We start from the raw sequence: 22,614 nt of genomic DNA, 5'->3' as shown, positions 1-22,614 counted from the left end.
AAATGAACGTTGCTCCGCAAAATAAGTGCCATTTTTACCTACAAATGTATTTATTTTTTTAAAATTGTTACAGTTTTATGACACATGAATAAAATGCAGATTAGTAGAGCCAACAACATGCCAATACTTTTTAACACTTCTTGACTATCAATTGATATATACAATTGCCTTTCACTTAAATAAAAGACATTCATCATACCGTGCATGATTGCAACTGGAACAATTGATTTTCCATATTCTCTTATCAGCGTTAGAATAATTGACAACATACATAGCAACAATAAATAGACCAATGAAATGATACCTGGTGTGACATAGGATTTGTAAAATAGAGCAATCGGTAAATGCCACATTGACCAAATAACGGCTGTAAAACAAGCAGTCGACCATAAACCGTACTGTTTTCGGAAATAGTAATGAAAATTACCACGCCAAACTACTTCTTCTAGCAATGCAGAAAGAGAGCCTATAGTAAGGCCAATAAAAAAGACTGGAAGGAATTCGGTAAAAGTAGGAAAAAGGAAAAATTCAGAATAGGTTAAACGGATATATGTATGATAGCTGTAACCCATAAAAATAGGTAGGAGTATAGCGAAAAGTAACCACTTCCTCGAGGGTTTTATGAATGAAAAAGTATGCATAATAGCTTGTTTCATGATGAATTTTTGAAGTAGAAAAACTGAAAAAAGTGGAATCAACATTGTTAAACCTAAAAAAGTCCGCCCATTGTCGAATTGATACAAAAAACATGGCTACCTATAGTAATGACATAAATAAAAAAAGTCGTAAACAGTACGATATATTGTCAAAAGGTTGTAATCCCCTTCCCTTAACATAGTCAAAACATTGAATAGCTAAAATTAAACCACCTATCCCCGCAATGGGAAAAGATGGTATCTTCGAAAAATTAAAGTTGACATGCCTCTATCTACATCCTACCAAAAATTGAATTATAAGTCTATTTCTTTTTGTTTAATTATGGGAGAATGAATATGCGCAAATGTTACATAACGTTATGTAAAACAACTGGAGGTTTTACATGCAGCAAAATATTTATGATGACCCTAATTTTTTCAAACATTATCGACAATTACGAAAAACAAAGTATAACTTTAATACTTTGCTTGAACAACCAGCTTTAAAATCGTTATTACCTGATCTTTGTAATTTAAAGGTACTTGATATCGGTTGTGGTATGGGTGGATTTGCAAAATATTGTATTGAAAACGGAGCACAGCATGTAACAGCTATTGATATTTCTAAAAATATGCTTTTGATAGCGCAGAGCGTGCATGCTCACCCAAAGATTGATTTTTATCAACAATCGTTAGAGCATTTTGAGGCAAAACCAAGCAGCTTTGATTGTATTGCAAGCTCCCTTGTCCTTCATTATATAAGCGATTTCCATGCCTTAATTGGCAAAATCACGACGATGCTACGTCCCAACGGTGTACTAATTTTCTCCGTGGAGCATCCGATAGTAACAGCACGTAAGGAAATGGAAAGTTGGATTTACGATAAGGATGGTAACAGGTGTCATTATGCCATTGATGATTATCAGGATGAGGGCTTGCGTAAACAAACTTGGTTTGTTGAGGGTGTCGAAAAATACCACCGTACTATGTCAACCATTATCAACACACTTATTGCGCACGGTCTAGCGATTGAAAAAGTTATTGAGCCAATTCCTGATAGAGAAGCTATTCAAACACTGTCTTCCCTCGAAAAAGAACTGCGGCGACCATCCTTTTTATTAGTAAAAGCAAGAAAATGAGTGCGGGAGTTGCCTAATTGATTGTAGACGTTTCACGATATGCCAACGGGTAGTGAACCGCAAGTCTCACAGATGCTTTTTTGCACCTGTGAGGCTTGCGGTTCGCCCTTCAAGGTTAAATGCCTTACTCATAAGAAAAACAAGAGGATTTTTTGATGACCTATACTACTTTAATTTAAAATAGATGATTTCCGGATCACCTTCATCTAAATTTTCTATATAGCCACTCTTTTTAAATCCTGCTGTTTCAAATACTTTTTGCATAGCCGTATTCGATTGATTGGTCGAAGAAAAAATTTTTTGAGTTGATGCCATCTCGACGTAATGTGCTAATAAGGACGTTGCTATGCCTTTTCGTCGCTCAGTGGGTTTGACGATGACCAAAGAAATAAAGCTACATGCAAAAAAATCAGTGTTGAAAATTAGAAATCCTGCTATACTGCTCTGTGTTTTTTGGATGATGCATCGTTCTTCTACAAGCGCTTTTTGTATGAAATGACGTCTAGTAGTACTTCCAATCACCTGTTGATCGATTGTGACAAGTTCATCTAAATCACCCATACAAGCGTACATCGAATATTCCATTGTCCATCTCTTCCAATCGTAATAATAGTAACTTGCTATTGATCTTTCACTGACGATGCTAAAAAAATGTTGTTCCAGCCATGATGCCAGAACATGTTTTTACTTTAAGTAGAAACAAACGACTGATAATTTGTCAGTACAACAGCCAAAAAAATTCCTGCTAAAAAGAATGCTCTTTATCACATGTTTTTTAGTCAACTTTGTTTCCATCAAGGTAGTAACTCATCACTATAAGCTCTTCATCGTAACTCTTTGTACGCACTCCCTCATCAACAAAACCACATTTCTTATACAATTCCTGTGCCACTATATTCGGCAAGTCTACGCTTAAAACAAGCTCATTTATAGTTGGAAAATACTTTTGGACAAAAGTAGGCAATAATTGTAATGCCTTCTTTGCGTAGCCCTTCCCTTGTTCATGAAAATCTGTCGAAAATGAGCGGATTAAAATGGCTCGTTCATTCGTAGAATACGGTATGACACCTTCATTTTCATGGAGCACCAAAAACGTAACGAGTTTTTCTTCTTTCAGTGCTAGAACTGGATGACGGCTTGCTTCGACTTTTGCTAGTTCGATGCTATCTTGAGGGGACTTCGTATAACGAAGCTGTTGTTCTGTTATCGTGTACTGCTCAATCAATTGTCTATCGGTTTCTTCATAAAATTTTAGTTGCATTATACCCCTTCTTTCTAGTGGTGAATTGAGTAAACGTTTACTAGCATTAAACCCTAGTCCCGCTCTTCCTCATAAATGGCAGTAAATTCATATACCCCATCCATGAGTTGCTGTAGATACACATCAAAAGAAGGTGCAATGACCTCATAACTATCAGGGTCATGTACATAACGAATTATTTGCCCGACTGTTCCTCCCTCATTTGGTGTAAAGTCAATGTATAAGCGCGACGTACCACCATTATTCATGCAATCAGAAAAACATAATCGCTCTCTTAACGGCACATGGATATTGATTCGTTCATCTAGTTCAATTTGGTCCATAAACTCTCCATATCGATCTAAAATGCTATCCTCCGCATCCATGTGATCATCATTCATGATTTGCTCAATTGACTTTAAATAATAAGGATATTCATATAAATCGGAGCCAAGGACTAGCACACAAATCGTATGCGCACCATGCTTACAATAATATGTTCCGTTGACATCTTTTAATAGACTTATAAGTGATTGTGGACATTGTGGAAACACTGCCAGTAAGGCGTTAATTTGGTGTTCAGTTGCGCCTGCAGTGAGTTGTAATTGATGCTGTTCTTCTTCAGGTAAATATTGAATTAATTCACTAAAATATCGATTAAACTGTCGCATTCTTTATTACCCTTCTTTCTTTTTTGGTCCGGTTTTGGTCCGTGTCGAATCAATATATATGTTCTAAATCATTGCCTCATCTTGTACTAATAAATCTCAACAATTTCTATTAAAATACATTCTTGTTGTTTAACTTTCCATAATCAGCAAAATTGCAAGAATTATAAATCCTTGAAAGATAAAACATTTAGATTATTAAAATTATAAAAATTACCAACCTCCCTATTTCGTTGTTATCTACCATTAAACTATCAATTCGGGAATAGCTTCTTAGTGTTATACGGATCAAAATGAAAATAGTTCCATTTTTCATTAATTTTCACTTTAATTAATTCATTATTTAAAAAAATCCCAATATGTGCTATTATTTTTTCATTCTGATTTTAAGGAGTTGTGAATATGATTGCGCAAAGTTCAGTAGATGTTTGGTTTGCAAAACAAATGATCCAAGGGTTGTAACTCATACTGCAGCCCTTGAACGAGGGAGAATATATAATGGAACAATATTTTAATGATTTTCTTCAAGGTCAATTGATTACTTTAAAACAAATGACTACTTCTGATTTAGATGCATTTGTAAAAATCGAGAGCGAAAAGAGCACTTTATTACTCGCCAATGATGAAATTCCTTTTCCAAATACATTTGAAGACCATTCTTCATTCTTTCAAAGTATTAGTGGAAAAAAAGAAGAATTCATTTTTGGGATTTTTGAAAAGACTTCTCACCAGCTTATTGGTTCATGTAGTGTCTTTTCGATTAACTGGACAAACAGCACTTGCTTTGTGGGGATTTCAATAGGTGAAGAGTGGCACGGAAAAGGATTTGGTACAGATGCCATGCGGACCCTCATCACATTTATCTTTCATTACATCGCGATAAACAAAATTAAACTTCAGGTATTTAGCTTTAATGGCTCAGCCATACGTTCCTACGAAAAATGTGGCTTTACAAAAGAAGGCATCTTACGAAATGAACTTTTCCGCTTCGGCAAATTTCATGACATCATCTTATTTGGTCTATTACGTGAAGAGTGGTCTGAATTGGGTTAGCGAAAACAATAACGCACGCATTCAAAATTTACTGAATGCGTGCGTTTTCTATTTGTGAATTATACCCAATCCTTTACGTTAGTAACTAAAATTGCCCCAACGGTCGCACAAAAAACACTTCGTCTTTCCCTCTGCAAGGCTACTTTTTTTCTGTATTATCCTTTTGTTCACATTGTTGGTGTCCCTTGATGAAAGTACATTTTCCATTGCGTTTCATGTAAAAGCCAAATGGAACTTCTTAACGATTTTTTACCACTTGCCATTGTCGTTGTACAATATGTGGAATGGACTATATTCGGGGCTAATTGTTTAATTGTAAAATCTGTAATGTTGTAAGGTATTTTATGTAAGCCCGTTTCATCATCTAAAGCGCTTAATTGCATTGTTTTATCGTATTTCATACCAGAACTACCAAACTCCACATAATGATCTGCTAGTATTTTCTCAAAATCATCTTTTCTATAATGCATTAGTTGTTTTTCTAGCATTAATATTTGTTCTTTCAGCTTTGTATCCACTACACTACTCATCTCCTCCAGAAATGTTTAAATAATTCTAAAACAATTATTCCATTTATTACAAAAATATACAACGATTTATTTATTTTTTAATCTTTAGCTCTTAAATGAAAGAAACTATTTAATAAATAAACAACATTAAAGGTTATTTGATAAATTATGACAAGATATGTAGATCAATACGTTTCGTTACATTCTATTACCATTCTAATCGACTTTCTATATAGTAAAAAAGACACTAAAAATAAATGTCTTATTCTTTAGATTTTCTAAAATTCAGTGCATACAAAAGCTTAAAAATCTATTATATTAGTTATAAAACTACATTAAAATTACATTAAAAGTAAATCAACCAAATACTAAAGTCCCGTATAATTAATTAACGAATTTTATTCCCTATTAAGGTTTAAGCCACTTATGTGTGACTAATTTACGAATTTCTTTTCCGATACACAATATGACATATTTTTTAATTTAAGTGATATACAATGAAAAAGTTGAATCGAGGCCACTAGAATTTATTTCATGAATATGGAGAAAATCATAGGAGGAAATTATGTTTGTGAATTTTTTACTTAAACAATTCTTGAAGGTTGAAATTGAAATTAAAAGAAGAATTATGTACAAAAAGGCAAAAGATTTAGGATTTACCCATCCCAAAGTCGTTGATTGTAGTCAAGAATTAGATGTATTACTGAATAGATATTTAAAGCAAGCATCTTAAGTCGAAGGAGGAGTTTTTATAAATAACTTTCATTTAGCATACTTATTTACAATAAAACCAGTCAAAACGAAACGTTCGCATGGCTGGTTTTATCATCACAAAATTAGATTATTGCCACGGCTACCTTATAGCCTCCTTAATAGCAACTTCCCTCATATACAAGTATGTAAATCAATGTATACATAACAAGAATTAGGGAAACCTACTGTTATTGCTAAATCAGGAGGTACAATCATGCAGTTATTATTTCTATCATTGGTTGTTATTTCGAACTTGTTTCAACCTCAAACAACGCCAGAAGTTTCGACAGACAATATTTGTGCACCCGTTGAAACATCCAGCCCAACTTTACAATACCCTGTCAATCAAACTAAATCATTTCTAGATAAAGACGAATTTTATCAGCAATTAGATAGAACAATCTACGAGGAATATAACAATGCTACGTTTAGTATGCGTCAAAAAATACTGTTTAAAGACGTACCGGATGCTGAGCATACATTTAATGTGAAAACGAATCATGCCAATGACAAAATGGATCTTTCCAATCACACATTTATTCATCCGAATCGACAAGTATATTTTTTGGCATCTTTTTATCAAAATGGACAAGAAGAATTCCATAAATTCGTTGTCATTGATGCCGAAACAAAAAGCATACTTCTCGGTGGAAGTCATTATCATCATTACGATAACCCCTATCAACAAGCTGATAGTCAATGAATAGAGAGTTAGTTTATATAATCTCTATAGTTAATAGTATGCATGAAAAACCATTTCTAGAAGTATTACATTAAAAATAGATTGTCAACTTCTCTATAAATCACGACCAGGCAACTTTTTATCCCAAATTTCTTGTGTTATTTCCTCTATAAACTGCTGAAGTGGCATAGTCGTTAATTCTGACTTACCGTATTTACGAACTGTCACACTTTGGTTGTCACATTCTTTGTCACCGAGCACTAGAATGTACGGTATCTTTTTCATCTGGGCTTCTCGTATTTTTTTCCCAAGTTTTTCTTGATGATTATCTTCACTAACACGTATTTGTTCCTGTTGTAAGGCTTGCATCACTTGCTGTACATATACTTGATGCGAATCTGTTACACCAATCACTTTTACTTGTTGAGGTGCTAACCATGTTGGGAAGGCACCTCCAAAATGTTCAATCAAAATGCCTAGAAAACGGTCAAGTGAGCCAAAAACAGCACGATGAATGACGACAGGCCTTACTTTTTCATTTAGCTCATTAATGTATGTTAAATCGAACTTCTCTGGCAATTGGAAATCGAGTTGGACTGTTGCACACTGATGGCTTCGCTTAATGGCGTCTTTAATATGAATATCGATTTTTGGTCCATAGAATGCCCCGTCACCTTCATTCATTATATAAGGGTATCCTAAATGATTTAGTACGTTTTCTAATGCCGCTTCGGCTTGGTCCCAAAGCTTAATATCCCCCATAAAGTCATCAGGGCGTGTCGACAATTCAATGTCGTATTGAAAGCCAAATACCTTATACACCTGATCAATAATTTTTAGCGCGAGCGCGATTTCGTCCTCTATTTGTTGAGGTGTCACAAAAATATGCGCATCATCTTGGCAAAACGAACGTACACGTAGAAGTCCATTTAAAGCGCCGCTAAACTCATGACGATGAACTTGACCAAATTCAGCCATACGAATCGGTAAATCTCTGTAAGAATGGCGTTCATTTTTGAACATCAACATATGCCCTGGACAGTTCATTGGTTTTAAAGCGAAGCTTTGTTCATCTACCTGTGTAAAATACATATTCTCTTTATAGTGATCCCAATGTCCTGATTGTTCCCATAAGCGCTGATTCATCATCAACGGTGTACGTACTTCTTGGTAGTCATATTTTGTTTGTAGATTGCGTAAAAAGGACTCCAATTCATTTCGAATGATTTGACCATTTGCTAAGTAAAATGGCATACCAGGTGCTTCTTCTGAAAACATAAACAAATCAAGTTCTTTTCCAAGTTTACGATGATTGCGCTTTTCAGCTTCTTCTAAGAAAACAAAGTAATCATTCATTTCCTCATTTGTCGCAAATGCTACGCCATAAATACGTTGCAACATTTGATTTTGGCTATTACCACGCCAGTACGCACCTGAAACATGCATTAATTTAAAATGTTGTAATTTACCTGTTGAAGATACATGTGGCCCACGACATAAATCATAAAATTCATCCTGTTCATAAACCGACACAATATCGTTTTCAGGGATATCCTCTAGGAGCTCTAACTTTAACTTATCGTGTGCAAATAGCTGTTTCGCTTCTCCTCGCGTTACCTCTTTTCGCAAGATTTGAATATTTTCTTGAACAATTTGCTTCATCATTTTTTCTATTTGTTGTAAATCACTTGGTACAAGCGTATGTGCCATGTTGATATCATAATAAAATCCATTTTCGATGACCGGCCCTACACCAAATTGAGCTGTTGGAAATAAGCGCTTAAAAGCTTGTGCTAATAAATGAGCTGTTGAGTGACGAATAACCTCTATTCCTTCTTTTGAGCGAGCATCGTATAGTGTAATTTGTGCATCTTCCACTATCGGGCGTGTCAAATCAATGATGGTTCCGTTGACACTTCCTGCAATTGCTTTCTTACGTAAACCTGGACTAATCGCTTGTGCAATGTCGGTTAGTGTAACACCTTTTGTAAATACTTGTTGTTTACCATCTGGAAACTGAATGTTAATTGATTGATTTGACATGTTCTCTTCTCCTTTTCTGTAAATATAAAAAAACACATAGCCGCCCCAAAAAGGGACGAGTATGTGTTAATTACCCGTGGTTCCACCCAAATTCCCACTAGATGCTCTAGTGGCTCATTGACTATGCTGTAACGTCGCATACACGGTGCAAGTTTCCAAGCACTGCTCCTAGGTAGTAAGGTTTGATGCTGCATTAGGAAGTTCTCAGCCTAGACTTCCCTCTCTGTGAATCGTTCAATCAAAACTCATGTCCTAATCATCGCTGTTTTCATTGTTTCATGAAATTGATATTCACTATATCGGACACGCCATAACTTGTCAATAATTGAAAATTATTTTTAATGTACGCTGAATTCTCTTTATTTGTTGATACAGCAATGTATTTTTACAGCTATTTCACCATAAAAAAATATTTTTATTCCTCATTGTTTCGTCATCACACACTCCAAAAGCAATTTATGTTGTCCGTGCATCATCTTCGTCTGTTATATTTTCATAATACACTCCAATTATTGTATGTATACCTATCGAGTGCTAGCAAACCATGGGGGTTTTCTTCAACTCCCATGGTTTGCTAGTTGAACCAATCAGGCTTTTACGGTCAGTGCATAGACCATCTCGGGCTTACTGACCGTTCATGCGGGAAAAAGCCCGTAATCTCAAGACTTATTGAACATCTAATATTTCTTTGTTTGACTGCCAACTAATTTGAATAATCGTTTCGGAGGTACTTTCATTGAAAATTTTAGCCATATCTTTTTTAGGTATACTAACTTTACCATCACTATTTACACGAATATCTAACATATCCAGTGAGTCTTGTGCACCTTCAATATTTATGTGTAAATCGCCAAGTTCTAGTTCATCACCAAGATAAATTAGCTGTAAGCCGTTATTGGTATTACTGTGATAAATTGCTTTCCAATGCTCGCTTTTTGCCACATAATGTACTTCTTGAGAGCCCTCGCTACATGCACCTAATATGAAAATCATTAACAGCAGGCAGTAGTATTTTTTCATCGATTTCACTTCTTTCTTTAGTCCCCCTTTTATTCCTAACCCTAGTAACATAAGATGAATATTCCCAGGTGTAACTAAACCCCTCACTATAGTTTATGACCTACTTCCTATATTGCATAAAAATGCAAGCAAGAGGAGAAATCACCCTCTTACAAATAATATTCCCCTTCGACGCTACTCTCCCTTGAATCTTGCGTTTACATATGAATTGTCAAACACAGTGGAAGTGAAAAGTAGTTAGTCCCCTTGCATGACAATTGCTAATCCTGTAGGTTTTTCTCCAAAGACGTCACTGTATTCTTTAAAGACAAAGTCTAGTCCTGCAATATCGTCAGGCAACGGTGGCGTAACAACAAAGTTAGTACTATAATGTCCTGTTGACCCTCCACTGCAATCCAACCGACATTCATAAGGTTCCCCTAAAGACAACTCAAAATGATTGCGAGAAGATTTTTGAATAAGATTTATGGGCGTATCATTTGTAGCATCCCAATCGACGAGAAGTTGTACAACGCTAGCATTTTCATATTGACGTATAAAGCTTACCGTGTAATTTCGTCCATCCTTTTCAAGCGATTTTAAAACGGGGATGTACTTCCTAAAATCAGTTGGTTCAACACGTGGTTTATAATGATTCTCCGTTCTCATCATGTAAAATAACGAGGCAAGATAGGCTTCATAAAAACCGTATTTTTTAGCCCATATTGACATTGCCTCATCTGGAGGAAGACCTGGATTATTGTTTGAAAGGTTTCTACGCTGTTGTATTAACGCACAAATTTGTTCATCAATCGTGAGAAGTTGCTCATCATAATGATCTGTTGGACCACTATCAGATTCTCGGTTCAAGTTACTCCTCCTTAAATTAAATAATAAAAAATAATGATTTACACCATAAATTGGGTAAACCATGCTACATATTTGGCACCCGGGATAAATAAAACTTGTGCTAAGATTGTTCCTAACAAACGAGACCCCATCATCATTACCGAGACTCTTTTTAGACTAAGATAACTACCTCTTTGATTGATTACATCATCTGCAAGAATTGAAATTTTCGGGTCAATGAATACGATCAATAACATCGTCGCCACCCCATTGATAAGTCCCGAAGCCATCACCGCCGTTGTCTCTCTTTCAGGCACCAATAAAGAAGCATAAAGTGCCGACAAAACACCTATCGTATAAATCGCTGTAATCACTACATTAATGATAAATAATTTAAGTGGGATGTCGCGCCAACTGATTCCCTTTAAATAGGAGAAGCTCGGCACACGTATATGCTTCATCCCTCGTTTAAAATATTCCATACTAAAGCCCTTTTTTATAAGTCCAGGAATAGATCCTCTTTCCTCTGACAAATGAATAATTGCTCTCGAAAAAATGGCTACAAACGTTGGTAACAAAAGAATACCTAGTAAAGTTCCGAGTGAAGCAGAGCCAATAATAATGCGAAATTGCTGCTCTACAAACGCAAAGGTGTTTTCCTCGGGTGCTTTATCTATCAAACTCCCTGTAAAGGGTTGTTGCATCATATTCGCTAACCTTGATACCATTACCATGACATTAAACAGTGATAGTGCCGAAGCTAATAATTTCACACGAGCTCCCGATAAACGCACTGCATATGCGAGTGTTTCAATGGAATGTATGATGAGAATGAATAAAGATATAATGATGAGCTTTTCCGTTAATATGTCCAAATATTTATACCTTCTTTTCAGCAAGCGCTTGTTTTCTAAGCACTCACGCTTTTATTCATCTGAAAATGCTGTCACCATTTTGGTGAGTGTTTTCTATTTCCCCTTTCTTTTTTTTAAAATAAAGTGAAGAATTTAAGCCAAACACGCCTTTCATTATTATATTTTACGAAATTGATGTTAATAAGTTCCGTTGAACACTATATTTTACATTTTATTTCCAAAAACAAAAAAATACTATTCATAAGATTTCCCTTGTGAATAGCATTTTATAGATTAATTAATGGTTTATGACAAACTCATTGTTCCAACTTGTAGACTCTGAAAGTTGATAGGTTACCATATTGGCAGTTACGGCGAGTACGATGCCAGCTCGAAAGCTCGTCACATTTGTAGGATTCTCTAATACTAAAACGACATAGCCTTCCCCTTGCCCCTGTTCGTCTACCGCGTTTGTGGCATCAAATTCAAAAGTTGCATACGAATCTTCACCCTGCGAAACGAGTAAACGCTCCTCTTTAAATACCCCCTGCTCTTTCAAATTGTAGCACACTGGCATCCATCCTTCTGACCAGTCAATAGTACCGAGTATTTCTTTTTTGCGACTGGCGAGTTTGCCAATTGAGAATGTAAAATATATCTTTATAATAGCCTGATCCAACTCATTTTTCCCTGCACACGTCGCTGCTACTTGAAGTTTAATATCTTCTTTTGAGAGTTTAAATACAGCAACTAAAATCGCAATAAAAATACACATGACAAGCACGACGCCAATAATAATCAACCCCATTAGACCCCTCCTATCTTCCCAATTACTATTACCAATAGATTACCATGTTTTGGGTATAATAGTATGTTTTCACCAAACAATCTTAGGATATGACATGGGCATAAATGATGTGACAAAAAACGGGATGCCTTACTTATCAAGTAATAAGTAGGCATCCCATTAATTTGTGAAATCGTAGAGGATAGAAGCTTTCATTGACTTCGCTCATTCATTATTTTTTTCTATTTGGTCGTTTGCAATTCAGCAGTTACTGTAAAAGGCATTTTTAAATATTCGTACTGAATGGTAATCTTTTGGATATCTGAAGCATTTACCTTTAGAGCGTAGTGCTGTGGCTGCTTGCCAATTGCCTGTCTATCTATGTATTGACTAGGGAAAATCTTCACTTGCTGTAATTTATGAAATGTAAAGTTTGGATTACCTTCTATTTTAGTTTCTGCTTCAAATGGCTCAGACTTACTTACCACCAATTCAACACTTTCAGGATGCTTTTCATTGACGACAATACTCTGTAACTGAATCTCCCGCAGTCCCTTATTGTCAATTTCTATAAATCGAACCGTTGAATTATCATCAAGGCTTGTATAACCATTTATGACAAGTGGTGGATTACTTTTTAGATAGATAATCAAAACAGCCCCCACCACAAACAAACTAAAAAACACAACAAATAGTACTTTTTTCATTCTATTCCTCTCTTTCCTGCTTCACAACAAGTATAGCGAGAAATCATTGCCAGTGGAATCGATTTTTTCATTATCAAAAATTCACAGTACTTTACAATGTTTTGTTCAATACAATTTCATCACGTATCGGAATACCTTGATCGCCAATCAATGGGATTTCAGGCTTATTAGCTCTTGCAAGCTCTACTGCATTTTGTAGGATTTCTACTAAATGATACCCTCTTTTTTGATAAAATCTTAATGCTGGTAAATTATCGTTTGTGGTAATAAGCGTCATCATGATGCAGTCATTTTGGGCTGCAGTTTTTTCTACGGCTTGTACAAGTAATGAACCAACACCTTTTCCACCATCTATACTATCGAGCGAAATAATTTCACATGTCTCACCACGAATAATATAGGTGACTAGGCCCATAATTGTTTGATCTTCATCAACATAAGCAAAGCCATCTAATTGGCTACAGTCATAGATGCCACTGGAAATAACCATCTCTGTGCTTCCCCAATGCTCTTTAAAAAACTGCAAAACTTTTTGTTGAGGCAACTGCTGAATTAGTACAATTGACATTTATATATCTCCTACTCTAAATTGAAATATGAAATACACCCGCAACCGCTTTTTGAATACCTAAAAACACCGCCCACGAAATAATGCCCAGTCCAATCGCAAACACAATATGGACGGATGATTTCATCGCCATATAGATGACAAAAAGCATGACCATCGTTGCTGGAAGACCGACCAAAACACCAACTGTAAATCGTTGGATATGGTCACTCGATTCACTTTGAACCGTCAGCCAAATAATACTTAAAATACTGACAAGTGGTAGAGCTGCAATAATGCCCCCGTATGTAGGGAACCTCCTTGCCACCTCTGTTACGATACCAATAATTGCTGCGGAGCTAAGAATTTTTAACAGTGTATACATTACTTCGACACCTCACTTAATAGACGAAATGCCTGTAAGATTGTTTGCTGTTCACTAGCTGATAAATGATTTAGTGCATACTGTAGCTTCTGATCATCCAATTCAGTGTTTTTCTTTACGACAGTTAGCCCTTGCGCCGTTAGGTGGAGATTCACTTTGCGCTGATCATCAACTGCCCGCTCCTTTTGCACCCACCCATTACGTACTAGTTTTTTTATATGTTCAGACGCTGTATTTTGTGAAATATTCAATAACTCGGCAATTTGACGAACCGTCACTTCATCTTCCTTTTGAATCATTTGCAATATGCGGACACTCTGATGCGAAATAACATCCTCATGTGTAGTGTGCAGATGATAGAAAATGGTTGTAAAATAATTATTTATATCCTGAATCATGACTATTACTCCTTTATTATATCGTTAGAAACGATTATATCGTAATTATCGATATATTAAAAGAGGATTTTTTTAGGAGGGTATCTCGTTATCCCTTAACTTTTTGGATTTATCGCCTAACTTGTTTGTTTTATCACCCATCTTTTGTGATTTACCTCCCAACTTTTGCTATTTATCGACATTTTAAATGAACTGCCTCTATCTCCTGAGTTTGATAATAAGTAGTGCATGTATTACAAATAAATTACTCCTTTTCTTTATTTCGTTTCCTTAAAATGTTAAGATAATTGTAGTTTTCTTTACAAGGAGGAATCGAAATGGTCGCATTCTTTTGTAATGCTTGCACTAGAACCACATCTTTGCAGGTCAAAGAGATCTAGATTAAGTTAACCCAGATGAAACATAATGGATGATCTCTTTAGGCCACAACCAAAAGCCTATATGTAATGGAGTGATTTCACATGGAAAAACAAACAATCCAGCCGTTTTTAACGGTTGCTAACTATCATTTACTCGAGCAACAAATGAATAAAATCTTACAAGCACTTGCTACAACAAAAGATAAAAATGTCATTCTCGCCGTTCGCGGTATTGTTGAAACTGAAATTACAACGAAGGTTACAATGACTGCTGCCGAAGCTCAGCTTATCGAGACGCTATTTACCGTAACAGAGCGTAAACAGGGTGAGGATTATTTAGAAAGTTTAAAGCCCTACGTCATCCCTTTCAAACCAGTCACAGCAAGTACGATAAAAAGCTTGTTCAAAAAGGAAAAAAAGTTAAAGTTGCCAAGTTTGAATGATATGGATTTTCGGCAAATGTGCTATTTAGCTTGGGATGATCCTGGTACGCATCGAAAATATGTACTCATCGAGCAAGAAGAGCAGCTAAAAGCCATTAAAGGTATTTTCGCAAACAGTACGATTCGTGGTATTTGTGCGATCTGTAACCGTCACTCCGATGTTGGTCTTTTTACAACTTCCGTTAAAGGCCAAGTCGTTGGAACATTTACCAATCACAGTAATTACATTTGTGCGGACAGTGCCAACTGTAATCAGCATGTAGCTGATATGCAAAAAGTAAATGCTTTTTTCAATCGCATCACACAATAATAAACGGGCCTTCTCCTTGATAGGGAGAAGGCTTTTTATTTAGCTCAGCTATTCGGTTCTAAATGGAGTATGTCCCTTAAATTTTTGAGGAGTACTGTTTGAATATTCTCTAACTTATCCATCACCTATTTTGGATAGTATCGTTTTCTCTTTGGCAATATAAAAGTATTATGTAATGTTGTATAGCTTATTGATTATCCTTCACTAAACGTAACCCTGTTATATCCTCCGTTGTTGATGACCTGCTGAGATCTTAATACTTAGATTGGATATTTTGCCTTCATCAATGTGACCTTCCATTTGTGTCATATCCATTACTGTCTTAATTTTCACTAGCTTTTTTTGTTGTCCGTGAAGCGTAACCTCGTATGGTGCATTATTATTCATGAAGATCATTTTTTCCTTGTAGTGGGCATCATTAAATTCTACTTGAAACGTAACATCATCCTTACTTAAATTATGTAGCGCTAATAGGCAAGCCCCTTGTAAAGTATTTTCATCCAGCATTTCAAATGTACAATCACTTTTATAGGCTTCAAACGATATTGCCTCAATGCCTGTTGCAAATGTAATTTGATAGATATAAACAAAGAAAGATGGTATAAAGACAAAGCTTAAAATCACAGTTACATATACCATAAAGAAATGTTTCTTCAATGCCCTCCTTAAGAAATAAAGACTTCCGATTAGTAAGATGATTGCAAATATACTCTTTACTTGAATAGCATCAAGTGTAACGATAGGAACATTCAACAAAACAACATCGCTAATATTATTCAACGCATCGGGGTACGGCATCGCTAGCAATATACCAACGAATAACAGCACTATGGCTATACTAAAGTAACGCCTACTTTTTATCATATATCACCCCTCCTCTTGTCTGTACATTCTAATTTAGATTCGCATTAATACAGACATAATACTCAAATAACTAACAAAATAAGCAAGTGTGCTCAACATTAACATTTACTTAAGAAGATAAAGGCCTATTAGAAATTCTCTCGCTTCTGTATGAACCGTTTTATCCATCATGCTTGGTTGCTTTGGAATTTGAAATCGCTTGTAAAAATACTTATCTAGTAATAACCATCCACCAATACATGATGACACCATATATTATGAGCTGGAGCATGTGTTTCCACCTCACTTCTTTACTTATACGGTTAAAACAGCAAAAAGTTTCAATATATTTACACACCTTTCAATATACCCCACAAAAAAAGGCTATCACCAAAAGCAAGTGTAAACCGACTTTTTGGTGAAGCCTATCTTTTCTAAGATTGAAGTTTTCGCTTGTCCGTTTTAATGATAGAGGATGCGATAATCACAAACCCAAGCATTAAAATAAAGATTAAATCTAGTAAACCCGTATGCATCGATACGGTAAACAACGTAATAATAAATGCGTATGCTACAGTATGGAAACTGCGAATTCCCTCCTGCTTCACTTTATTATAGATTAATGAAATTAACACACCATATAACAGGAAGCCAATCGCCACTAACAAATAACCACCATCTAAGAACAATTGTCCTATAAAGGTCGGGGTTGTTGTTCGTGTTTCACGAGTAATAAATATACCATCTTTTACACTTATTGAGTTTACGACTTCTGTTACCTTCATGCGAGGTGAAGTTTGTTCACCTGGTAAAATCGTATTGAAAATCCCCTTGTGCATTTCACCATTTAAGTGCCCTTCATCTTGTGTATACTCAATAATCTTACTCAAAACGATATGGCTTGTTACACTTTCCGCGTTTATGGCACGCATCCATTTTGGTGTTAAGTTTACCTTTTGTTCAGCCGTTAATAGCTTCTCTTTTGCCTCTGCTGTTAATTCCACATTCGGTTGATCACGGTTATTAAAATCTTTTGATAAATCCTCTGTGAGGACACGTATAAATCCAAACATTGAGAAAGCAACACCAATCACGACTAATGCCGTTAAGAACCACGTCAACTTTACTCGTTTAACCACATAGTGGAAAATGATGATTCCTGTAAACAACATGATGATTAATGGCGTTCGATAGCCCATTAATAAGAACAGGAACATCACCACCGCGAAAATTGAACCGTAGATGATTGCCTTTTTCCATGTCATATTCTTTTCCAAAATCATTTTATAAGACAACAGCAATAAAGTCCCAAACCATAATAACTGGCTAAAGAAGTTTAACTTTGGGTCTAGATTACGGCGGTTTGCTTCGTCAGTAATCCCTAAGTCGCCACTAAAAATCATCATTAAATAGGCACCTAGCCCAAGCAAAGTTAATATAATAACAAAGTGAATCACATATTTTCCTAGGAGCGACAGCCCGAATGAAGGAATCGTCCACTGGCGTTTATCGATCATATATACACCTATGTAATAGCAGACAAGAGCTAAAATAACGACTGGCCATATGGATATACGTACACTGAATTGTTCAAATTTATGCCAATCAAATAAGCTTGTAAAGAAATATAGCACTAAAATAAACGGTAAAAAGAAATACGGTGAAAACATATCAATCTTATTTAACTTTCCAAAAAAATGTTTCAATTTACTCATACCAATCACACCTTCTAAAGATGTTATTTCCCCTCCTCTTCAATCAACAAATTATTACCAATTTCTATGTAAAACAAAAATAGTATATCATATATAAAATTTCAATTATAGAAAAAAATACTATTTTTTATAATAAATACATCAAAGAATATAATATTAATAATTTTCCATTATTTATATTTTCGAAAAAATCCATTCGTGGTCGAACGTGAATGGATTCTATTAGGAAAAATATTTTGGAAGGGGTGCTTTTCTTATCTAATATTAAGTTAGAATACTGAAAATATGTAATAACATTTTGATGAATTATTTCACTCTAAAAGCAAGTACCGACGAATCAAAGGGGAGGAAACTCTGCTCGATACTCACTTTTCAAGGCAAAATAAAAACACCCTCTTACTACTGAAGGTGCGTCTGTTACTCTATCCAAAATATGTTTCAATTAACTCTTCTTCAGAATAAAAGATATCATTTTTATTGTTTTGATACTCAAATTTCAAATCTTTATAACTGGTTAATAAGCCCATTTTCTCTTTAATTTTATTCTGAACATCCATTATCTGTTTCCCAAAATGTTCATCCTCAACAGTTTCTTGAGCCCTATAGTATATCCTAGGTGAAACAATTGAATTTATTGTATCAATTTCATTGTTATTTATCTTTAATTTGAGTGCGTATCGTCTTCTATAATTTCTGTGCTAATAGTCCCTTTTTTATACGAAGCTATAAATCTATTATCTCTGCTCTGAACCTTAAAACCCCACGCTTCCAAATACCGTAATAATTTATCGTTCAAGCTAATAATTGCATGTCTCATTTCTAGTTGAACTTTGTTTTCTGCAAGCAAATTTAGTTCAGCTTCAAGTAAATTATTTTCCTCTTGTAATTCCATAAGCTTCATAAAATTCCCTATACTATACATTCCAATCACTCCCACTCAATCATAATGTGAGAAGTAACAAATTGGAACAATTTTCTACAAATTCACTCTCAAAACTACACCAAACTCCGCCCTCACATCACATTTTGTATTGGCTGTTTGATGCAGTCTTCAAAGCATAATAAAAACCTCCATCCCGCTCAGGGTGAAGGCTCATCTTTTGTGGTAAACCTATTTAATTGTCGATAGCTCACTTGCAAAATTGTGGTAGGTCTACATCATGTTATATTGGAAAGCAAATTGTTTTTAGTTTACAGTGCATTTCCGTTCAGCTCCTTTTAGTCCTTTATATTATTTAGATACCTAATCTTTTAAAAAATATAGGCCGGTCATGTATGTCATGCCCCGAACAAGTTTATGGGTCGTCGGTCGCCTTCCTGGTAATTAATTTTTATAAATGCCAAGAACTGGATCACTTGCACCACCACTTGCCTTTGGTAGTGTTGCCTCGATGCCATACATAGTTGTTTTAGCTCTAATGTAACTGCCGTTATCAACCTTCTCTACTGGCTGTCTTGCTTCCTCAATCGTTTCAACCATCCATCGATAATGCTCAATCCAGTGTAATAAATTTTCTTTATAACTTTATTTTGCCCTTGTTTGCCCATTAATTTTGCCCTCCTAAGTTGTGGTATAATGCTGTCAGTGCAACATCAATGGGCATGAATCAATTCTAGGCTGTAGCGTCTGATTGAACTGCGGCTTTTTTAATGCATAAATAAACAAAATGTGTACAAAATAAATATTGTCATAAAGTTTTTCTCTACTGATTTAAAGCTGCAGCAACTCCCTTCGTTGCAGCTTTTTTTATGTTACAATTTACATAAAATACATATTAAGGTGATTCAAATGACATTTATCAGAAAATACTTATATATTTTTTACTTCGTCATATTGTTTTTACTTTTATCAGTTGGAGATTATTTCAGAAAAGGTAATTGGGATTTGAGTGAAAATTTTTTTTGTTCCTTATTTGCGACTATTGTTTATGCGTTTATAACATGGGCATGGGATAGTAAAAAAGATGAAAAGAAATAACATATTGTGCAGTTAATCTCTATACTGCAGCAACTTCCCTCGCTGCGGTTTTTTTAATTTAAATCTAATTCAAAGGCAATGAACTATATAAACATAGTAATCCAATCATAATAATAGTAATGTAAAGCTAATATAGCCTTACACCTCCCGATTTGTTGGTTTGGGTCACTTTTGGATGGGAAGTGACCCTTTTCAGTAATATTCTTATAATTGAGTCAATTTCGTAATTTTGAGACCTTACGGCTCTAAGCTTAAAATGACAAGAAAATAGAGCACCTCCCCAAATCCTGTATAATGAGAGTTACTACACACACATTGGCGGTGACCATCATAAATCGCAACGGTACTTTTTCCTTTACTGACATCTAACGCAATGACATGTTTCATCTCATTCTTCTCCTTTTGACCAATCATAGAAGCCTTCACAGTACCTTATCGATTCCACTTTCTTATACACGATCTCTTGGACCCAACATACTAAACTGATTATATAAGGGCATGAAGTTAGCCGGTTTTATATACGGACTCATAAATGGTCCCAGAGGCTGGTCGGCTTTTCTTCACTTCTACTATAAAAAAATAGTAGCACAAACCATGGCCTTGGTTTGTACTACTAATGTTAGTATGTTTTTTTTAGTATTTAAACTGACTGATTAGCCCTTTTAATTCATCTGCCATGTGAGATAGTGCTTGTGCGGATGCATTGATTTCTTCCATTGAAGCTAATTGTTCTTCAGTTGAAGCAGCAACATCTTCTGATGCGGAAGCATTCCCTTTAGCTGAGAAAGCCAAATCTTCCGTAATTGCGGTTACCTCTTGAACACTAGCAGACATCTGTTCTGATGCAGAAGAAACTTCTTCCATTTTAGGTGTAATTTCATTCATCCTTGTCATAATCACTTGGAATTTGGCGATTGCTTCATCTGATACACGTAAACCATCGAGTACATCCTCTGACACTTTTGCCATGATGTGAACAGACTGTTTTGTTTCTTCCTGAATACCATGAATGAGCTCGAAAATTTGACTTGCTGATTGCTGTGATTGCTCAGCCAGCTTGCGTACTTCATCGGCAACTACTGCAAAGCCTTTGCCATGCTCCCCTGCTCTTGCCGCCTCGATAGCTGCATTGAGCGCGAGTAGATTGGTTTGATCGGCAATGCTTGTAATGACATCTAAAATTGACGAGATTTGTTGAGATCGTTCATGTAAAGATTGAATTTTACTGTTTGAATCTGTGACGGATAAATGAATTGAATTCATTTGATTTTTGGTATCTTGTACTGCTTGTCCGCCCTCATCAGCCTGTTTCGTAGCATATTGAGACAGATCCGTCACTGTGGACGATATTTCCGCCACATGTAGAATTGCTTTTGAAAGCTCATTTAACGATTCCGCATTCCTTGTCGCATTCGTTGTTTGTGTGTCTGCGCTTAATGCCACTTCTTGTATAGAGATGGCCACTTTTTCCGTTGCCTCGCTCGTCTGATCGGCATTTGCGGTTAACTCTTCTGCTGAAGATGCAACTTCCTCCGCATTTACTTCTATCTTTTTAATCAGGGTACGAAGGCTATCCTGCATGTCATTGAAGGCTTGTCCCAATTGCCCTATTTCATCATTCGAGGTAATCTTCACTTTCTCGGTTAAATCACCTTTACTAATTGTTACTGCACTATCTTTTAAGGCTCTAATTGGTTTGATGATTGCTCTCAACACAAAATATACGACAATAGAGCTTAAAATAATGGCAATGACTAACACAAGAGTCGTAGTAGCTAAAATAGAGGACGCTGATTCATCTATTTCTTTCGAAAAAATGGTGCCTGTAATTTTCCAACCGGTTAATTCATTCGTAGTAAAAAACATGGTGCGATGATCATTGTTATAGAAATAATCGTACGTACCAGATTCACTTTCGTGCATCTGATCCAAGAATTTCTCTTTTAATTCCCCTCCAGCTTCTAATGTAGGATGAGAAATGACCATATTATTTGCACCAAATATAGAGGAGTAGCCATTTTTTCCGATTGTAATAGAGTCTGAGATTTTTTGCAGTTCTGTCAGTGTTATATCTACTGCCACAACGCCTGATTGATCTTTTACCTGACTAGCAACTGTAACGACCATTTCTCCAGTTCCTGCATCTACATAAGGTTTTGTAATAAAAGGCTTGCCCTTAAGCGCTACAGCTTCTTTATACCATTCTCTTTCCAAGGGGTTATCTTCAGATTCATACTTTTTTGGTTCTACAATAAATTCACCGTCTTGTGTTCCAACATAAATACTTAATGTACCTGGATTTAATGCAGTATATTGTTTGAACGTTGTTCGTAGAGTCGCTTCTCCCTCTTCATACATAGAAGCATTTATCTCTTCACTAAAAACACCGACTTCGTGTATTTTTTCACTGACGGTTTTATCGATAAGATTATTTAACATCCCAACACTTTCATTTGCACTAAATAAAATTTCATCTTTAATTGAATCTTTCGATGAGATATACGATAAGATTCCTACTGAGCAAACTGGGATGAGTAAGACAAGTGCAAATAATACATAGAGCTTGCCCTTAAAACTTCCAAATATTTTTTTCATGCATCCATTCTCCTTTTGTCTTCATAAGTTATAAAAGCTTGTTCTTAAGATTATTTTGCGTATGCCTTTATGTGCACACCACTTGATGTAATGATTAGACTCGAAAAGGATGTCGCTGTCATC

At 35.5% G+C, this 22,614-nt stretch carries 25 protein-coding genes; 5 read left to right on the top strand and 20 right to left on the bottom strand.

Translation table 11 applies throughout. The features are described from left to right. Nucleotides 1-50 precede the first annotated feature (50 nt). Nucleotides 51-572: a CPBP family intramembrane glutamic endopeptidase gene (locus H131_RS24970; protein ID WP_268891043.1), complete on the bottom strand. Its 522-nt coding sequence runs from the start codon at nt 570-572 to the stop codon at nt 51-53. Nucleotides 573-1,039: 467 nt separating this feature from the next. Between H131_RS24970 and H131_RS10935 the strand changes: the two genes are divergently transcribed. After that, nucleotides 1,040-1,774, top strand: coding sequence for a class I SAM-dependent methyltransferase (locus H131_RS10935; protein WP_010859197.1), 735 nt, complete (start codon nt 1,040-1,042; stop codon nt 1,772-1,774). Between the two features lie 165 nt (nt 1,775-1,939). On the opposite strand, the gene H131_RS10930 is transcribed toward H131_RS10935, so the two are convergent. The 3 genes from H131_RS10930 to H131_RS10920 all read right to left on the bottom strand — a co-directional run bounded on the left by H131_RS10930 (nt 1,940) and on the right by H131_RS10920 (nt 3,685). Beyond that, complete coding sequence (locus H131_RS10930) at nt 1,940-2,359, bottom strand: GNAT family N-acetyltransferase (protein WP_010859196.1); 420 nt, start codon at nt 2,357-2,359, stop codon at nt 1,940-1,942. 190 nt (nt 2,360-2,549) lie between these two features. Next, nucleotides 2,550-3,035: a GNAT family N-acetyltransferase gene (locus tag H131_RS10925; RefSeq protein ID WP_010859195.1), complete on the bottom strand. Its 486-nt coding sequence runs from the start codon at nt 3,033-3,035 to the stop codon at nt 2,550-2,552. 53 nt (nt 3,036-3,088) lie between these two features. Beyond that, nucleotides 3,089-3,685, bottom strand: a complete 597-nt coding sequence (locus H131_RS10920) for an SMI1/KNR4 family protein (RefSeq protein WP_010859194.1) — start codon at nt 3,683-3,685, stop codon at nt 3,089-3,091. Nucleotides 3,686-4,180: 495 nt separating this feature from the next. Between H131_RS10920 and H131_RS10915 the strand changes: the two genes are divergently transcribed. After that, nucleotides 4,181-4,735 carry a GNAT family N-acetyltransferase gene (locus tag H131_RS10915; protein ID WP_010859193.1) on the top strand — a complete coding sequence of 185 codons (555 nt, stop codon included), beginning with the start codon at nt 4,181-4,183 and terminating at the stop codon, nt 4,733-4,735. 167 nt (nt 4,736-4,902) lie between these two features. Here H131_RS10915 and H131_RS10910 read toward each other — a convergent pair whose 3' ends face one another. Then, complete coding sequence (locus tag H131_RS10910) at nt 4,903-5,265, bottom strand: nuclear transport factor 2 family protein (protein ID WP_010859192.1); 363 nt, start codon at nt 5,263-5,265, stop codon at nt 4,903-4,905. Nucleotides 5,266-5,809: 544 nt separating this feature from the next. On the opposite strand from H131_RS10910, the gene H131_RS10905 reads away from it, so the two are divergent. Beyond that, nucleotides 5,810-5,977 (top strand): aspartyl-phosphate phosphatase Spo0E family protein, encoded by a 168-nt coding sequence (locus H131_RS10905; protein WP_010859191.1) that lies wholly within the window; start codon nt 5,810-5,812, stop codon nt 5,975-5,977. A gap of 234 nt (nt 5,978-6,211) precedes the next feature. After that, complete coding sequence (locus H131_RS10900) at nt 6,212-6,700, top strand: hypothetical protein (RefSeq protein ID WP_010859190.1); 489 nt, start codon at nt 6,212-6,214, stop codon at nt 6,698-6,700. A 93-nt stretch (nt 6,701-6,793) separates the two neighbouring features. Here H131_RS10900 and thrS read toward each other — a convergent pair whose 3' ends face one another. The 9 genes from thrS to H131_RS10855 form a co-directional block, all read right to left on the bottom strand. Next, nucleotides 6,794-8,722 carry a threonine--tRNA ligase gene (gene thrS / locus H131_RS10895; RefSeq protein ID WP_010859189.1) on the bottom strand — a complete coding sequence of 643 codons (1,929 nt, stop codon included), beginning with the start codon at nt 8,720-8,722 and terminating at the stop codon, nt 6,794-6,796. A 666-nt stretch (nt 8,723-9,388) separates the two neighbouring features. Further along, nucleotides 9,389-9,793: a hypothetical protein gene (locus tag H131_RS10890; protein ID WP_010859188.1), complete on the bottom strand. Its 405-nt coding sequence runs from the start codon at nt 9,791-9,793 to the stop codon at nt 9,389-9,391. Between the two features lie 186 nt (nt 9,794-9,979). Next, nucleotides 9,980-10,591, bottom strand: a complete 612-nt coding sequence (locus H131_RS10885; RefSeq protein WP_010859187.1) for a hypothetical protein — start codon at nt 10,589-10,591, stop codon at nt 9,980-9,982. A 38-nt stretch (nt 10,592-10,629) separates the two neighbouring features. Then, nucleotides 10,630-11,445, bottom strand: coding sequence for a lipid II flippase Amj family protein (locus H131_RS10880; protein ID WP_010859186.1), 816 nt, complete (start codon nt 11,443-11,445; stop codon nt 10,630-10,632). A 277-nt stretch (nt 11,446-11,722) separates the two neighbouring features. Beyond that, the gene (locus H131_RS10875) at nt 11,723-12,232 is read right to left on the bottom strand and encodes a hypothetical protein (RefSeq protein ID WP_010859185.1); all 510 of its coding nucleotides are present in this window, start codon (nt 12,230-12,232) and stop codon (nt 11,723-11,725) included. A 221-nt stretch (nt 12,233-12,453) separates the two neighbouring features. Then, a complete protein-coding gene (locus tag H131_RS10870) occupies nt 12,454-12,918 on the bottom strand; it encodes a hypothetical protein (protein WP_010859184.1) in 465 nt (154 codons plus the stop codon). A 91-nt stretch (nt 12,919-13,009) separates the two neighbouring features. After that, entirely contained in the window at nt 13,010-13,486 is a 477-nt protein-coding gene (locus H131_RS10865) for a GNAT family N-acetyltransferase (RefSeq protein ID WP_010859183.1), read from the bottom strand. A 16-nt stretch (nt 13,487-13,502) separates the two neighbouring features. Then, on the bottom strand, nt 13,503-13,850 hold the full coding sequence (locus H131_RS10860) for a DUF3147 family protein (protein ID WP_010859182.1): 348 nt from the start codon (nt 13,848-13,850) through the stop codon (nt 13,503-13,505). Continuing rightward, the gene (locus tag H131_RS10855; protein WP_010859181.1) at nt 13,850-14,248 is read right to left on the bottom strand and encodes a MarR family winged helix-turn-helix transcriptional regulator; all 399 of its coding nucleotides are present in this window, start codon (nt 14,246-14,248) and stop codon (nt 13,850-13,852) included. Before H131_RS10855 ends, H131_RS10860 begins: the two co-directional genes overlap by 1 nt. Nucleotides 14,249-14,709: 461 nt before the next feature. Between H131_RS10855 and H131_RS10850 the strand changes: the two genes are divergently transcribed. Then, nucleotides 14,710-15,360: a FusB/FusC family EF-G-binding protein gene (locus tag H131_RS10850; protein ID WP_010859180.1), complete on the top strand. Its 651-nt coding sequence runs from the start codon at nt 14,710-14,712 to the stop codon at nt 15,358-15,360. 219 nt (nt 15,361-15,579) lie between these two features. Here the strand turns inward: H131_RS10850 and H131_RS10845 are convergent, their stop codons facing one another. The 6 genes from H131_RS10845 to H131_RS10825 form a co-directional block, all read right to left on the bottom strand. Next, complete coding sequence (locus H131_RS10845) at nt 15,580-16,224, bottom strand: hypothetical protein (protein ID WP_010859179.1); 645 nt, start codon at nt 16,222-16,224, stop codon at nt 15,580-15,582. Between the two features lie 413 nt (nt 16,225-16,637). Further along, entirely contained in the window at nt 16,638-17,918 is a 1,281-nt protein-coding gene (locus tag H131_RS10840) for a hypothetical protein (RefSeq protein WP_010859178.1), read from the bottom strand. Between the two features lie 661 nt (nt 17,919-18,579). Beyond that, the gene (locus tag H131_RS10835; RefSeq protein ID WP_010859177.1) at nt 18,580-18,840 is read right to left on the bottom strand and encodes a hypothetical protein; all 261 of its coding nucleotides are present in this window, start codon (nt 18,838-18,840) and stop codon (nt 18,580-18,582) included. A gap of 402 nt (nt 18,841-19,242) precedes the next feature. Beyond that, nucleotides 19,243-19,398 carry a hypothetical protein gene (locus H131_RS24385; RefSeq protein WP_155242407.1) on the bottom strand — a complete coding sequence of 52 codons (156 nt, stop codon included), beginning with the start codon at nt 19,396-19,398 and terminating at the stop codon, nt 19,243-19,245. A gap of 735 nt (nt 19,399-20,133) precedes the next feature. After that, nucleotides 20,134-20,283 (bottom strand): hypothetical protein, encoded by a 150-nt coding sequence (locus H131_RS24380; RefSeq protein ID WP_155242406.1) that lies wholly within the window; start codon nt 20,281-20,283, stop codon nt 20,134-20,136. 246 nt (nt 20,284-20,529) lie between these two features. Beyond that, a complete protein-coding gene (locus tag H131_RS10825; protein ID WP_010859175.1) occupies nt 20,530-22,491 on the bottom strand; it encodes a methyl-accepting chemotaxis protein in 1,962 nt (653 codons plus the stop codon). Between the last annotated feature and the right edge of the window lie 123 nt (nt 22,492-22,614).

Source organism: Lysinibacillus sphaericus OT4b.31, from assembly GCF_000392615.1.
Lineage (GTDB): Bacteria > Bacillota > Bacilli > Bacillales_A > Planococcaceae > Lysinibacillus > Lysinibacillus sphaericus_B.
Note: the sequence above shows the minus strand (reverse complement) of the source record. Positions and strands in the feature narration are given on the sequence as shown.